General features: G+C 47.3%; 13 protein-coding genes, 2 rRNA genes and 1 riboswitch (1 of these 16 only partly in view). Of the genes, 1 reads left to right on the top strand and 14 read right to left on the bottom strand.

What is annotated here, in order from left to right; genetic code table 11:
* Positions 1-147: 147 nt before the first annotated feature.
* Positions 148-350: riboswitch (cyclic di-AMP (ydaO/yuaA leader) on the bottom strand.
* A gap of 277 nt (positions 351-627) precedes the next feature.
* Together ACRRNK_RS00125 and ACRRNK_RS00120 are read right to left on the bottom strand one after the other, a co-directional pair.
* Positions 628-1,395: a TatD family hydrolase gene (locus tag ACRRNK_RS00125; RefSeq protein ID WP_433944848.1), complete on the bottom strand. Its 768-nt coding sequence runs from the start codon at positions 1,393-1,395 to the stop codon at positions 628-630.
* A gap of 26 nt (positions 1,396-1,421) precedes the next feature.
* Positions 1,422-2,705 carry an HD domain-containing protein gene (locus ACRRNK_RS00120; RefSeq protein ID WP_433944847.1) on the bottom strand — a complete coding sequence of 428 codons (1,284 nt, stop codon included), beginning with the start codon at positions 2,703-2,705 and terminating at the stop codon, positions 1,422-1,424.
* A 307-nt stretch (positions 2,706-3,012) separates the two neighbouring features.
* Here ACRRNK_RS00120 and ACRRNK_RS00115 point away from each other — a divergent pair, with 307 nt between their 5' ends.
* The gene (locus tag ACRRNK_RS00115; protein WP_068621685.1) at positions 3,013-3,267 is read left to right on the top strand and encodes an AbrB/MazE/SpoVT family DNA-binding domain-containing protein; all 255 of its coding nucleotides are present in this window, start codon (positions 3,013-3,015) and stop codon (positions 3,265-3,267) included.
* Between the two features lie 139 nt (positions 3,268-3,406).
* Here the strand turns inward: ACRRNK_RS00115 and rsmI are convergent, their stop codons facing one another.
* From rsmI to ACRRNK_RS00055, 12 genes are all read right to left on the bottom strand, one after another.
* Positions 3,407-4,294, bottom strand: a complete 888-nt coding sequence (gene rsmI, locus ACRRNK_RS00110; protein WP_433944846.1) for a 16S rRNA (cytidine(1402)-2'-O)-methyltransferase — start codon at positions 4,292-4,294, stop codon at positions 3,407-3,409.
* The gene (locus tag ACRRNK_RS00105; RefSeq protein ID WP_433944845.1) at positions 4,291-5,046 is read right to left on the bottom strand and encodes a tRNA1(Val) (adenine(37)-N6)-methyltransferase; all 756 of its coding nucleotides are present in this window, start codon (positions 5,044-5,046) and stop codon (positions 4,291-4,293) included. Before ACRRNK_RS00105 ends, rsmI begins: the two co-directional genes overlap by 4 nt.
* A 64-nt stretch (positions 5,047-5,110) precedes the next feature.
* Positions 5,111-5,437, bottom strand: a complete 327-nt coding sequence (locus ACRRNK_RS00100) for an initiation-control protein YabA (RefSeq protein ID WP_433946750.1) — start codon at positions 5,435-5,437, stop codon at positions 5,111-5,113.
* Positions 5,438-5,514: 77 nt separating this feature from the next.
* Positions 5,515-6,315 (bottom strand): PSP1 domain-containing protein, encoded by an 801-nt coding sequence (locus tag ACRRNK_RS00095; RefSeq protein ID WP_433944844.1) that lies wholly within the window; start codon positions 6,313-6,315, stop codon positions 5,515-5,517.
* Positions 6,316-6,464: 149 nt separating this feature from the next.
* A complete protein-coding gene (gene holB, locus ACRRNK_RS00090; RefSeq protein WP_433944843.1) occupies positions 6,465-7,445 on the bottom strand; it encodes a DNA polymerase III subunit delta' in 981 nt (326 codons plus the stop codon).
* A 32-nt stretch (positions 7,446-7,477) separates the two neighbouring features.
* Positions 7,478-7,921 carry a YaaR family protein gene (locus tag ACRRNK_RS00085; protein ID WP_433944842.1) on the bottom strand — a complete coding sequence of 148 codons (444 nt, stop codon included), beginning with the start codon at positions 7,919-7,921 and terminating at the stop codon, positions 7,478-7,480.
* A 59-nt stretch (positions 7,922-7,980) separates the two neighbouring features.
* The gene (locus ACRRNK_RS00080) at positions 7,981-8,310 is read right to left on the bottom strand and encodes a cyclic-di-AMP receptor (RefSeq protein WP_251376862.1); all 330 of its coding nucleotides are present in this window, start codon (positions 8,308-8,310) and stop codon (positions 7,981-7,983) included.
* A 109-nt stretch (positions 8,311-8,419) separates the two neighbouring features.
* On the bottom strand, positions 8,420-9,067 hold the full coding sequence (gene tmk / locus ACRRNK_RS00075; protein ID WP_433944841.1) for a dTMP kinase: 648 nt from the start codon (positions 9,065-9,067) through the stop codon (positions 8,420-8,422).
* Positions 9,057-10,730, bottom strand: coding sequence for an aminotransferase class I/II-fold pyridoxal phosphate-dependent enzyme (locus ACRRNK_RS00070; RefSeq protein ID WP_433944840.1), 1,674 nt, complete (start codon positions 10,728-10,730; stop codon positions 9,057-9,059). The genes tmk and ACRRNK_RS00070 overlap by 11 nt, the downstream gene beginning before the upstream one ends.
* A gap of 143 nt (positions 10,731-10,873) precedes the next feature.
* Complete coding sequence (locus tag ACRRNK_RS00065; protein ID WP_433944839.1) at positions 10,874-11,059, bottom strand: sigma factor G inhibitor Gin; 186 nt, start codon at positions 11,057-11,059, stop codon at positions 10,874-10,876.
* A gap of 884 nt (positions 11,060-11,943) precedes the next feature.
* Positions 11,944-12,060 (bottom strand): 5S ribosomal RNA (gene rrf / locus ACRRNK_RS00060).
* 220 nt (positions 12,061-12,280) lie between these two features.
* Positions 12,281-14,142, bottom strand: a 23S ribosomal RNA gene (locus ACRRNK_RS00055) (it continues 1,070 nt past the right edge of the window).

Genomic DNA, 14,142 nt, shown 5'->3' with positions numbered 1-14,142 from the left:
CCAGCCTGTTAGGCGTCTCCTCCTGTCATACCACTGTATGACGATCCTATCACCTTTATTCAAAACAAAAAGAAGCCTAGAGAAAGAGTTTAAGAGGATCTCTTTCGTGGCTTCCGGCTGACTAAAGGAATGTAGGATGCACGAGTATGCCTCTCTCTTCATACGCTTACGAGGTTAGCTGTCGGGTTCGGGCGTAGAGAGCTGCCCTATCTTAGTTCATCCGCTCATGGCGCAATGACCTTGAATTCACCCCAAAGACCCGTAAAGAAATCAAATACGGAATATTCATGTTCAAATATCCGTATTGGTTCCCCCGTTCTCCGGTGAGGGAGATTCAGCGAGACTGGTTCTTGGAACCTTGTAATTGATCGCGTGAATGAACTTAAGCTTTGTAAATCAAACCAAAACTTAGTTCAACTCACATAGCTAGCAAAATCATGCCGCTTTACAAAACTAACAAATCAATTACTGAAAAGATTCTATCCTGTTTGTATGCATGTTGTAAAGCGGGAATCAACTAGTTTTTTTAAATATTTGGTTAATTTTTTGTAATAATCATCCTTTTATTGATTAAAAACAATTAATCTTTTCAAAATACTCTTTATTTCACCGCTTTTGCTCCCGATTTCACCTAATTCCAAATCGTTCCAGTGAATTTTTGGTTGTAATGTCGGCCAATTCCTCCAGAGAAATGCCCTTCAGCTCAGCTGCCATTTCGGCTACAAGCCGCACATGCGCCGACTCATTTCTCTTGCCACGAAATGGATGTGGAGTTAAATAAGGGGAATCTGTTTCGATCAGTAAACGGTCATTCGGAACCTGCTTTAATACTTCTTTCGGTTGCTTAGCATTCTTGAAGGTAATAGGACCTCCGAAGGAAATATGGAATCCCAAATCCAGGCACATCCTAGCGGTCTCCCAGCTGCCCGAGAATGAGTGCATAACTCCTCCAACCTCACTGGCCTTCTCCTCCCTGAGAATTCGAATCACATCCTCGTGTGCATCCCGGTTGTGAATCACGATTGGCATATTCAGACTGCGGGCCAGTCCAATTTGCTTGCGGAATACGGCATGCTGGACATCTTTTGGTGAGGTATCCCAATAATAATCGAGTCCAATCTCTCCGATGGCTACGACCTTCTTATGCCCGCAGAGCTCGGCTATCCATTCCAGGTCCCCATCTTTCATCGTAATCGCATCCTGTGGATGCCATCCTACAGCAGCGTATATGAAATCATAAGTTTCAGCGAGCTTCATGGTGGAAGGAATCGTCTCTCGATTGAATCCGACATTAATCATCCGGGTCACCCCTTGCTCAACCGCCCGGGCAATGACCTGTTCCCGGTCCTCGTCAAATTGCGGGGCATCCAAATGGGTATGTGTGTCAAATAGCATTGTGCATTTACCTCCTTAAGTAATGACTACAAATTGAATAATTTAGCTGTTTCTACAGGCAGCAGATGAGCTACTGCACGCAGCTTATCTTCCGGATAGTACATATGATACTTACCGCGGTGAATCCCGCTGATGGAACGAACAATGTCAGATACCTCCGAAATTTCACGCAGCCTGTCTTGGCGGTCGAGCAGCAAAATTTGTTTTTTCCTAGCGTCATCCTCAGGGCGGAACACATCATAAGGAAGATCAGTCGGAAAGTCAATTTCGAGGTCGTAATTAGGATCTAGTCCCAACTCTCGGAAAGCACGACGGATTTCATCAATTATTTCCATATCCAGCATTTCCAGTTCAGTATATTTATACAGTCTCCTGTCGATAAAGCGGGAGCATAGATCTGCCAATAGCGGATCGCCTTCTCTTCTCCATTGTACGAATGTGGTCTGCACCAACGCTTCATCAAGCAGTAGATATTCTTCCACAGTCAGATCACGGTTAAAGAGGCCCGGCAGAGGATCTGGCAAGAAGGAGAACCGGAACCCATCCTGATGAAGCTCCTTCGCTCTGCGAAAGATCTGACGCAATATAATTTCCGAGCTCCGGGTAACCGGGTGGAAGTACACCTGCCAATACATTTGATATCTCGACATCAGGTAATCTTCCACAGCGTGCATCCCTGACTCCTTAACAACCACTCTGCCCTGGAAAGGACGAAGCATCCTCAAAATTCGGTCGATATCTATCGTTCCATAGTTAACACCCGTGAAGTAGGCATCCCGAAGCAGATAATCCATACGATCCGCATCAAGCGGGCTTGACACCAGATTAACCACAATAGCTTTATCGTAGTCTTTGCGTATAACCGAGGCGACCTTGTTCGGGAAATCATCGCCTTCTCTTCTCAGCACTTTATTGACCTCGGTATTCCCGAGTACAATCCGGCATGTCCAGTCCTCGTGATTCATATTGAAGGCTTCTTCAATAGAATGGGAGAAGGGGCCATGTCCAAGGTCGTGAAGAAGGGCCGCGCATAAGGCGACCTGCTTCTCCTCCAGCGGCCAATCTGAATATGATGACCTCTCAAATTGGGAGATGATTCTACGTGTAATTTCATAGACCCCTAGTGAATGGGAGAACCGGCTGTGTTCTGCCCCATGAAAGGTCAGATAAGAAGTCCCCAGCTGCCGGATCCTTCTTAAGCGCTGGAATTCCGGGGTATTAATGAGCGACCAGATCAAGTCATCCTGTACATGAACATAATTATGTACCGGATCTTTGAATACTTTTTCTTCAGAAAGTGGATGGTTCATGATCTCTAGCTCCTTATCCAAAATGTTTTTTTATATATTTTAGAAATTAACCACAATTTTTGTCGAATGTTGTCGTATAATCAAATGTACCAATTTCCAAATGTCGAATAATGCATCGGAATAATATATCCGGAAGATGTAAAGCTCTGTTTGGGATTATAGACTATAGCTATAAGAAAAAAATAGCATGTTAGCATTAAATAGGTTGACTGTTTTGGCAATCGTTGGTATTATAATTATCATAAAACAGAGAACCGTGTCGAATTATGACATTTTTAAATTATAGCGAGAGGGGCAATCATCGGTTATGATGAAATCAACAGGTATTGTAAGAAAAGTAGACGAGCTGGGACGGGTGGTTATTCCTATTGAATTACGCCGTACTCTGGGTATTGGCGAGAAAGATGCGCTCGAAATTTATGTAGATGGAGAACGCATCATGCTTAAGAAATACGAGCCCGCTTGCATTTTCTGTGGTAATGCCGAGAATGTTACTTACTTTAAAGGCAAAATTGTATGTCACGAGTGTCTTTCCGAGATTCCTGCACCTGTGACAAATTAAGAAAATTAGTATATAATAGATTTACTTAAACTGTTAATTCTAACCTTTTTCATATCTCCTTGGTACCTTCTCCAGGCCCTGTATACGCCTGAAGAAGGTCATTTTTTTGTGTACTCTTTTATTAACCTGAATTTTGTCTTTATAGCAAGGCATTGTAGATATCCCTTTTGGATACCCCCCGGTCAATCGCCACCTTCTTCATGGCATCCTTCCTGCCAAGGCCCTCCTCCTGCTCATAGTGTGTGACATGATCCTCAATAGTTAGCGGCTGCCACCATAACCCTTTACGCTCCTGGACCTCATCTTCCTGGGCACCCTCAATCGCAATGCAGTACTCCCCAAGAGGCGGATGCTCCTCGAGCCAGCTCAGACAATCACTAATCGGTCCCCTTGCCACCTCTTCATACCTCTTTGTCAGCTCCCTGGCCATCGCAATATTCCGGTCCCCGCACACATCTAGAATATGCTGTAATGTCTTGATAATCCGGTGAGGCGACTCATAGAGCAGGATGGTTCCTTCATAATCTCGTAGTGAGCTAAGATGACGTTCCCTGTCCTTCTTATCTCTGGGCAGAAATCCGGCGAACTGGAACCGTTCGGTTGGAAGCCCGGATATAATCAACGCGGAAAGTGCGGCGTTGGCTCCAGGAACCGGAATGACGGAAATGCCCTCTTCAAGTGCTAGCTTAACCAGGTCATGGCCAGGGTCGGAAATAGCGGGAAGACCAGCATCGCTGACGAGTGCAAGATCATTTCCTTCTATTATAAGTCTAACAAGTTCAGGACCGCTTGCCACCTTGTTGTGTTCATGATAACTGAGCAGCCGCTTAGGTGAGATTTCAAAGTGTGATAGCAGCTTGCGAGTCTGCCTGGTATCCTCAGCAGCGATAATATCAGCCTCTTGCAGCGTACGTACTGCCCGGTAGGTCATGTCCTCCAGATTGCCGATGGGTGTAGCTACAAGGAACAGTCTTCCGATCTGCCGCTCCCCATCTAATTGAAAGCTTTTCTGTACGTGTATATTCATTCAGTTCCCTCATTTGATCCGTAATAGATATCCATAATCTCCGGGCAATATTGGCCGTCCTCTTGGTACACGATAAGGGGCGGGAGAATACGCATATCCGGCTTCCCGTCTCTTAACGCTTCAATTAGCACAATATTAGCCTCCATATGCTTGCGTGGGTGTACGAACCGGATTAGCTTGGGTTCAAGCCGATACTGCCTGAGCAGCGAGATGATCTCACCCAGCCGCTGTGGCTTATGTACCATGGTAACTTTCCCCCCATTGCGTAGAAGTCGCATTGAGGCTTGTATAACCTCTTCCAGGCTGCAGTGAATCTCATGGCGCGCGATAGCTTGGTGTGTATTTAGCTTGGTTTCCCCTGCTCTAAGCGGCATATAAGGAGGATTCACCGTAATCGCATCATAGGCCCCATGCCCGGTCTCGCTCACCAGATCTCTCAGATCTCCGAGTCTAATCTTAATACGGTCCTCCAGTCCATTCATCCGGATGCTTCGCTGCGCCATATCTGCCAGCCTTTCCTGAATCTCAATCCCTTCAATCTGCGCTTCTGTTCTTGTCGTTAGCAGAAGTGGGACGACCCCATTCCCAGTGCAGAGATCCAATATCTTGCCATGCTTCGGCACAGAGGCGAACCGTGCAAGCAGGACAGCATCCATAGAGAAGCTGAATACCTCATCACTTTGTATAATGTGCAGGTTATGAGTAAGCAAATCATCTACCCGCTCTTGATCATAAATTGGTACGGTTTGCATTCATCTATTACTTCCATTTCATTTGAATTTGAAAAAAACCGTAGGAATAACCTCCTACGGCTTGTTATTTATTAAGAAAAGACAGGCAGAAAAGGCAGTCGCCCTCTGTACGCAGATGTCCATAATACACATTACAAATGTGGAAGCCTTCATGATACAGGCGAGCCAGATTATCATAGCCCTCGCCAACAATATCAATATTCTCCCCGTCCTCATGGAGATGGAGGTCGGCAGGATAATCAGATATCACAGACGCAGACCCACTAGCTTCCGCTTCTCGCTTCAATACTTTGCGCAGCTGTTCATTCTCAAGAGAATAACGCTGGTTCTCCTCCAGCAATTTCTTCACTTCGAGCTTGAGAATTCCAAGTTCACTATGCAAATTTTCCATTTTGGTTTCCAAATCAAGCAGGTTTGTATAAATATCTTTTTTGTCCAAGTTCCCACCCCAAGAGTCATCTCTATGGTTTACTTGATGACCACGTCATCCAATGGAAGTTCTTTAACCTTGCCGATTTCGAAAAGCTGTACATGCACTGTCCGTGAACCGGCATTAATTCCTACCACTTTCCCTTCACCCAGGGAAGTGATGACCAATTTACCTACGGAAGGCAGCTCTTCTTTTGTACTTTCATAATTATCATGTTCAAACTTAAGGCAGCACATCAACCGGCCGCACAGACCGGAGATCTTGGTAGGATTTAAGGACAAGCTTTGATCCTTAGCCATCTTAATAGATACGGGCTCGAAATCACCAAGCCATGATGAACAGCACAGCACCCGGCCACACGGTCCGATTCCGCCCAGCATCTTCGCCTCATCTCTGACACCAATTTGGCGGAGTTCAATTCTTGTTCGGAATATACTTGCTAAATCCTTAACAAGCTCCCGGAAATCCACCCTACCCTCAGCCGTAAAATAAAAAATAATCTTATTACGATCAAAGGTAAATTCCACATCGACCAGCTTCATTTTTAAATCATGATCTTTAATTTTATTTAAACATGTGGCAAAAGCATTCTTTGCCGCAAGCTTATTCTCCTCAACAACCTTGGCATCTGATCCATCTGCAACCCGGATGACCTTCTTCAGTGGAAGCACCACATCCGACTCGTCCACCAACTTTTTGCCGACGACCACTTTACCGTATTCAATCCCTCGGGCTGTCTCTACGATGACACAATTCTCTTTCTCCACCGTAAGCTCGAGTGGATCGAAGTAATATATTTTGCCCGCTTTTTTGAAACGGACACCCACTACAGTGTACAAAAACTAACCCCCTCGTATAGCTTGTGCTAATCCAGCGGAATTACCCGCCTGGTAACTAAATTCTAAACCTATACAAATTGAATCCAAGGCTTCAATCCATATATGTGGGAGAAAGTTTGTCCTACTAGCCCGTCCATAAAGCACCGGCTTCATTTCTGTTCCATCAAAGTAATCAGGAACTGCTCCAGGCATAGCTGGCCGTTCATATTATACCGCAGCTTCTTCTTGCTGTCTGCGGCCAGCGCCATATAGGAGATCCATTCTTCGGCGCTTCGTGTTCTGGCATGATTGGAGATAAACTCCCACTCATCTATGAAAACGATACTATCGTGCTTTTGATAACTGGCATGAATCATATCTTTAAACCACAAATGAAACAGGTCGAATAGGACATCCAAGTGATCACCGAGTCCTGCTTTGATTACGCCCTGCTGAGCTGTAATTAGAGTAGAACCCGCTCTGCTCGTCGATTCCTTTCCCAATTGTACCACTACATTTCTGATTTCTGCAAACCAATTCTGCTGCAGTAGATCCCGGCAAGCCCCAAGACCTGCCGCCAAATGAACCGCTGCACGAACTAAAGCAGCCGGATAATCCTCATTCGACAAAACCTGCATCATCAGTCCCGGGCTAAGGGCCGTAAAGGGAACCAGCTGTGACCTGGATTGAATAGTTGGAAGCAAGGCTCGTCCATTATCAGACAGCAGAATTGCAACCGCTGGAGAAGGGGGCTCCTCCAGGAATTTCAGCAGGCTGTTTGCTGCCTGTACGGTCATTTTCTCTGCGTCTTGAATAATATAAGCCTTCAAATTTCCACTTTCTGAGCGATAAGAGAAAATCCGCTGCAGATCGCGGATTTGGTCAATTTTTATGGAGTTCCCTTCAGGTTCTATCAGATGCAGATCCGGATGATTGCCATGGAGCAGCTTGCGGCATTCAAGGCATTCCCCGCAGGCATCATCTCCACCTTCCGTACAGAATAGAGCTTGTACGAAGGATAAAGCCATTTCTTTCTGTCCGCTTCCAGCAGGGCCGCTGAACAAATAAGCATGAGATATCTTGTTCTGGCGAAGCCCATTCTGCAGCAGCTTCTTGGCCGCTTCCTGCCCGGCAATTTCCTTAAAAGACATAGTTCCTCTCTTCCTCTACGCAAAAGGTCAACTTAAAAACTTAAATTAATCAGCATTCCGCGTATTTCACCAATCTTCTGGAGCAGTTCAATCTTACCCTGCTCACTTTCAAGCAGCTCATCCGCCATACTAAGCAGAGCTGAGTCAATCTCATCAATCAGGTTATACTTTTTACCTCTTCCTCGCCGATCCCAGCCCTTCACTTCCTTCATTCGGACACCGCGCCGAACGGTGTCCTCCAGAAAGCGTTTGACCAGAAGCCGGTAAGCTTTAAGTTCCCGAACCGTCATGGAATGTGCCAGACGGTCGCCCTGCAGCTGAATTTCCTTCACCCGGCGGTTCAGTTCCTGCTGAGACGCCTGCTCTCCTTGCTGCTGCATCGCATCTGAGAAGTTTTTGGCTGCTACAGGCTTATTCGATCCGTCTGTAATCCCTCTACCACTAGTAAGCGGTCTGTATCCCGGTTCAATTTTCAATCTATATCACGCCATTCCTCATTTAATCATTAGCTTAACCTTGGTTATACTCTAACCGATTAGAAATGTTCAAACCGATCAACTGGAAGAACGAACACGGTGGCCCCGCCAACCTGTACCTCAACAGGCAGAGGCAGATATGAATCTGTAGTTCCGCTCATCGGAGTAACCGGAGTGACTAGCTGCTCACGAACCTTACAACTGCTTCGAATGACACCCAGCACGGTCTCTACCTGATTGTCGTCTACCCCGATCATAAACGTCGTGTTCCCGGCACGAAGAAAGCCGCCCGTACTGGCCAACTTGGTTGCACGGAAGTTGGATTTCACTAGCGCGGCCGATAGACGATTACTGTCCTTGTCTTGGATGATTGCAACAATCAGCTTCATCTTCACAGTCCCCCTTGAATTCGTGGTGTAGGCATCTGCTTCCGGCAGCTTCCCTACACTTTTTAAGAAAAGCATAGCTCCTCTTAGAAAATATTATACCACTCAACAATTACCCGCGAAAACCCTTTAAAGTCAAGCTGAGGTGGCCTTTTATATCATTAACCACAGTTTCTATATCTCTGTCTGCATCAATTATGACAATCCGTTCAGGAAAAGACTCCGCTATCAAGTGATATCCCTCTCTTACCTTGTGGTGGAAGGCTAATCCTTCAAGATCGAGGCGATTCACCTCTCGGCCTTGATTGGCTTCTATTCTTGCAAGCCCCTTCTCCGGTTCGATATCCAGGTAAAACGTTTGATCAGGCATTGTCCCTTCCGTAGCAAAGGAATTTACCGATAAAATATGCTGGATGCCTAGCCCACGTGCGTGTCCTTGATAAGCCAGACTGCTGTCAATAAAACGGTCACAGAAGACATGTATCCCTTGCTGCAGTGCAGGGATAACCTTCTCAACTAAATGCTGCCGCCTTGCTGCCGCGTAGAGCAGTGCCTCGGTTCGTCCATCCATCGCTGTATTCACTGGATCAAGAATGATGGTTCTGATCTTCTCAGCAATTTCGATGCCACCTGGCTCCCGGGTGATCATGAATGAAGAACCCTGTTCCTTCATCATATCTGAAAGCCTGCTTAGGACTGTTGTCTTCCCAGACCCCTCTCCTCCCTCAAAAGTAATAAATTTCCCCAAATTACCGTTCATGTTCTGCTCCAACTTTCTGATTTTTATATACACGTAGGGTGCTCATTGTTGAATCCGCTGTTCCTTGACACTTTGCACCTGCTTGGTGCAATTTCGTAAGCAGCTGGGATATCTCTGGAGTAATCAGTTCACCAGGGTGTAGCAAGGGAATCCCAGGTGGATAAGGGATCACCATTTCTGCTGCCACCCGTCCTTCTGTATGATAAATAGACACCCTCTCAATCTCCTCTTCCCTTACCGGAGTCATTCGAAAGGGTACCATGGTGCTAATATCCGAATCGCTGTGAATGTTCCACGTGGAAAATTTTTGATTATTATTCGCCGGATTTCCCTCTGCCTTACTATGGTTAAGCCCCCATGAAGTCTCCGAGTCGGAGGAGGTATCTTGTCTACCTAGAGTTTCGGAATAACTTTCTCTGCTCAGAGCCTGCCCCTCCGATGATATCCCTGCCCCCTGGCTCTCTTCATCAAGATTAACGAGAACCGATAATAGCCTCTCTACATCCTCAAAGCTTGTCCCTAGGCTAAGTGCCAAGACTACGTACTGGGGATCACTCATTTCAGGAATGCAGCCCGCCTGTTCCAGACGTTCCTGCAGCTGATACCCGCTTAACCAGCCATATTTATCATAGATCACCACTTTAAAAGGATCCTGAAAGGTGTATCCATTCAGAGCTCCATTTATTTCGCCGGGATCTATACAGTCTGCAACTGGTGTTATATCAACTATACCGAATCGCTTTAATTTCTGAATCTCCTTACGGAGCTTGACGGCGTACCTAAGACCTTCTTCAAAAATGGAGGGCCCTTCTGCCTCCAGATGGCCCCGGCTAAGATCGAGGGACGCCATGATAGGATAGGAAGGGCTTGAGCTTTGGATCATAGTCAGCCGCTGACGGAGCAGCTGGCGGTCAATCAGGCTCCCCTGCACGTGCAGCATGGCGCTCATGGTCAGCCCCGACAGCATCTTGTGCGTCGATTGTACGACGCCATCCGCACCGTCGCTGAGCGCGCTTCTTGGCAGCGCAGGATGCAGCCCGAAGTGGGCACCGTGTGCCTCATCAACAAGCAGCGGAATTCCGCTGCTGTGGCACAGCTCGGCAAGCGGAGCAAGGCTGCCCCCCATCCCGTAGTAATTCGGATGCGTTACTAACAGCCCCTTGGCGCCGGGATACCGGCGGAGGGCCTCACGCACCGTCTCTACAGACGGGATGGTCGTCAGGCCGCTGGCGGCATCAGCCTGCGGCCCTAAGAACACCGCGTTCGCGCCAGCCAGCATAAGTCCGTGAATCACGGATTTGTGCACATTGCGCTGAACAAGCAGCACATCTCCCGGTGATGTACACACCGAGAGAATCAAGGCTAGGTTGCCGGCAGTACTTCCGGCAACCAGGAAATAAGTCGCTTCGGCTCCGAAGAAGCGGGCTGCCTTTTCCTGAGCCTCAGCTATTGCCCCCTCCGGATGATGAAGATCATCCAACCCGGAAATCTCTGTAGCATCTATACTCGCTATTTCACGAAAAGGCTTATATTCCTCAGCCTGCCTCTGAAACACACGCCCATTCTTATGCCCGGGAACATGAAAAGAAGCATCCTTCCTCTCAGCATATCTCACAAGTGCCTCTGCTAAAGGAGCATTTATATTGTCGTTCTGTTTAGACATATGATATGGAATCCTTCCCTGCAGTTTATCTATATTTTAGCGTATAATAGCCCTGTGTCCTATATATTTCATGACTCTGCTATCCCCAAAAAGCCAAACAAAAAAGGACCCCCTTCTACCTAAGTGGATCCTTTCGTCAAAGCCTAAGCATTATTTTGTAACCAGATCTGCTTCATTCGGTGAATGAAAAAGTGGTATTTATCATCCTTAACATCTGTATGAACCATTTCCGACTCACATGCGTCACAGATAAACTCAGAGACAATGACAATACCCTCTTGTTTGTGCTCGCCGCAAATGATGCACTTTCCTTCACTCTGCCCGTCCATTAAAGATCCCACCTTATCTTTTTACTATCAGTATGGCACAGTTTCTATTATTTTAAACCTATTTCATAGCCCTTTCAATTGTTTCTATATATGTATGCAGTGGGCTTTCTTTAGGTGTTTGTACGGGGCAAACCTTAAATATTCTTTTTTACATCCGATATATTAATAAGACATGCGCATACATACATGTTTACAATTTAAGTGATTTCTAAAGGAGGACTTGCTACTCCATGTCCCTTGAAAATACCAGCCAGGCAACCTTCTACCAGTACAGGCTTCTTAAGAAAGTTACATTCCCCAGGCCTCTCGTTGTTAGTTTCCTGTTGTTGCCCCTTGTCTGTGTACTGGCAGAAATTATTTTAATCTTTTGGACAAGCGTATTTTCATTTATTTTCTCATTACCTATAATCCTATGGTTTCAACTGGCTATTTCCCGCTCGGTACTTATCATTGTCCTTCACTCCTATAGTAAGCGCTGGAGAGTCAGCTACAAGCTTCCCTGGATCGGTTATATGCCAGATCAGCATGTTAGCTACCGGACATTTCGCAAAGTTCAGTTACATACGACTTGGATAGGTTTGTGCTTGATTGCAATTCTCCTGCCATGGTCACCCATATCCTTTGTAATTTCAATGATGTTCTGGCATATTTGGATTATACTTCCTCGTTACTATGGTTTCCTCTCACTTCGCAGACAACCCAAGGGCGGCGTGATCAAGCTCAATGAGCAAGATATCTCCTATTATATGCCTTAAAACTACAGCACATAAGCAAACAACCCGTTTCTCGCTTTAGAGAGACGGGTTGTTCTCATATATGGATTAGTTAAAGATCCGCTTTATAAAAAAATAAAAACCACCACCGATAATCGGCAGTGGTTCTTCGCTTGGCGGCGTCCTACTCTCCCAGGACCCTGCGGTCCAAGTACCATCGGCGCTGGAGGGCTTAACGGTCGTGTTCGGGATGGGTACGTGTGGAACCCCTCCGCCATCGCTACCAAACGGGATTTTTCCGGGTCAATACTCCCTGAATCACTTCAGGAAAATATCCGACTTTAGAAAACTCATCGCTGCGAGAAAATATCAGACCTTAATAAAAGCCCACATCTTCTCTTCAGGCTTGATCGCCTGAAAACTAGATACGAAACGAATTTGCGTGTGCCCCATTGTTCTCGGGGTTCTTAGAATATGCTTCCGAAGTAGTTTCACTTCGTGAAACTTTGAGGATAAGCCCTCGACCGATTAGTACTGGTCAGCTCCATGCATTGCTGCACTTCCACCTCCAGCCTATCTACCTCGTCGTCTTCAAGGGGTCTTACATACTGGGAAATCTCATCTTGAGGGGGGCTTCACGCTTAGATGCTTTCAGCGCTTATCCCTTCCGCACTTAGCTACCCAGCTGTGCTCCTGGCGGAACAACTGGTGCACCAGCGGTGCGTCCATCCCGGTCCTCTCGTACTAAGGACAGCTCCTCTCAAATTTCCTACGCCCACGACAGATAGGGACCGAACTGTCTCACGACGTTCTGAACCCAGCTCGCGTACCGCTTTAATGGGCGAACAGCCCAACCCTTGGGACCTACTTCAGCCCCAGGATGCGATGAGCCGACATCGAGGTGCCAAACCTCCCCGTCGATGTGGACTCTTGGGGGAGATAAGCCTGTTATCCCCAGGGTAGCTTTTATCCGTTGAGCGATGGCCCTTCCATGCGGTACCACCGGATCACTAAGCCCGACTTTCGTCCCTGCTCGACTTGTCAGTCTCGCAGTCAAGCTCCCTTATGCCTTTGCACTCTTCGAATGATTTCCAACCATTCTGAGGGAACCTTGGGGCGCCTCCGTTACTCTTTAGGAGGCGACCGCCCCAGTCAAACTGCCCACCTGACACTGTCCCCATACCGGTTTACGGTACCAGGTTAGAACTCCGATACGATCAGGGTGGTATCCCAACGTTGCCTCCACAGAAGCTGGCGCTCCTGCTTCTTAGGCTCCCACCTATCCTGTACAAATCGTATCAAAGTCCAATATCAAGCTGCAGTAAAGCTCCATGGGGTCTTTCCGTCTTGTCGCGGGTAACCTGCATCTTCACAGGTATTAAAATTTCACCGGATCTCTCGTTGAGACAGCGCCCAAGTCGTTACGCCATTCGTGCGGGTCAGAATTTACCTGACAAGGAATTTCGCTACCTTAGGACCGTTATAGTTACGGCCGCCGTTTACTGGGGCTTCGGTTCATAGCTTCGGGATTACTCCCTAACCACTCCCCTTAACCTTCCAGCACCGGGCAGGCGTCAGCCCGTATACTTCGCCTTGCGGCTTCGCACAGACCTGTGTTTTTGCTAAACAGTCGCTTGGGCCTTTTCACTGCGGCCCCCTCGTGCTATTCACACTACCGGGGCACCCCTTCTCCCGAAGTTACGGGGTCATTTTGCCGAGTTCCTTAACGAGAGTTCTTCCGCGCGCCTTAGAATTCTCTTCTCGCCTACCTGTGTCGGTTTGCGGTACGGGCACCTTCTCCTGACTAGAGGCTTTTCTTGGCAGTGTGAGATCATGACCTTCGCTACTGTAATTTTCACTCCCCATCACAGCCCAGCCTTAACGGTGTGCGGATTTGCCTACACACCAGCCTCACTGCTTGGACAGACATCCATCAGTCTGCGTCACTACCCTGCTGCGTCACCCCATCGCTCATAACGGATTACGGTGGTACAGGAATTAGGGCCTGTTGTCCTTCGACTACGCCTTTCGGCCTCGCCTTAGGTCCCGACTTACCCTGAGCGGACGAACCTTCCTCAGGAACCCTTAGGCTTTCGGCGGATCAGATTCTCACTGATCTTTTCGTTACTCATACCGGCATTCTCACTTGTATGCTGTCCAGCGCTCCTTACGGTACACCTTCAACCTACATACAACGCTCCCCTACCCCTGATGCAAAGCATCAAGCCATAGCTTCGGTGGTGTGTTTAGCCCCGTTACATTTTCGGCGCAGAGTCACTCGACCAGTGAGCTATTACGCACTCTTTAAATGGTGGCTGCTTCTAAGCCAACATCCTGGTTGTCTGTGCAACTCCACATCCTTTCCCACTT

The sequence above is a fragment of the Paenibacillus sp. SN-8-1 genome, from assembly GCF_050995535.1.
GTDB lineage: Bacteria > Bacillota > Bacilli > Paenibacillales > Paenibacillaceae > Fontibacillus.
The sequence above is the reverse complement of the archived record's forward strand: the minus strand, read 5'-3'. Positions and strand labels throughout refer to the sequence as shown.

What these genes read in the sequence shown, in the direction of transcription:
- ACRRNK_RS00120 (WP_433944847.1), bottom strand. Translation starts at nt 2,705, where the DNA reads ATGAACCATCCACTTTCTGAAGAAAAAGTATTCAAAGATCCGGTACAT.
- ACRRNK_RS00115 (WP_068621685.1), top strand. Translation starts at nt 3,013, where the DNA reads ATGATGAAATCAACAGGTATTGTAAGAAAAGTAGACGAGCTGGGACGG.
- tmk (WP_433944841.1), bottom strand. Translation starts at nt 9,067, where the DNA reads ATGAACGGTAATTTGGGGAAATTTATTACTTTTGAGGGAGGAGAGGGG.
- ACRRNK_RS00105 (WP_433944845.1), bottom strand. Translation starts at nt 5,046, where the DNA reads ATGCAAACCGTACCAATTTATGATCAAGAGCGGGTAGATGATTTGCTT.
- ACRRNK_RS00065 (WP_433944839.1), bottom strand. Translation starts at nt 11,059, where the DNA reads ATGGACGGGCAGAGTGAAGGAAAGTGCATCATTTGCGGCGAGCACAAA.
- ACRRNK_RS00125 (WP_433944848.1), bottom strand. Translation starts at nt 1,395, where the DNA reads ATGCTATTTGACACACATACCCATTTGGATGCCCCGCAATTTGACGAG.
- holB (WP_433944843.1), bottom strand. Translation starts at nt 7,445, where the DNA reads ATGTCTTTTAAGGAAATTGCCGGGCAGGAAGCGGCCAAGAAGCTGCTG.
- rsmI (WP_433944846.1), bottom strand. Translation starts at nt 4,294, where the DNA reads ATGAATATACACGTACAGAAAAGCTTTCAATTAGATGGGGAGCGGCAG.
- ACRRNK_RS00070 (WP_433944840.1), bottom strand. Translation starts at nt 10,730, where the DNA reads ATGTCTAAACAGAACGACAATATAAATGCTCCTTTAGCAGAGGCACTT.
- ACRRNK_RS00100 (WP_433946750.1), bottom strand. Translation starts at nt 5,437, where the DNA reads ATGGAAAATTTGCATAGTGAACTTGGAATTCTCAAGCTCGAAGTGAAG.
- ACRRNK_RS00080 (WP_251376862.1), bottom strand. Translation starts at nt 8,310, where the DNA reads ATGAAGCTGATTGTTGCAATCATCCAAGACAAGGACAGTAATCGTCTA.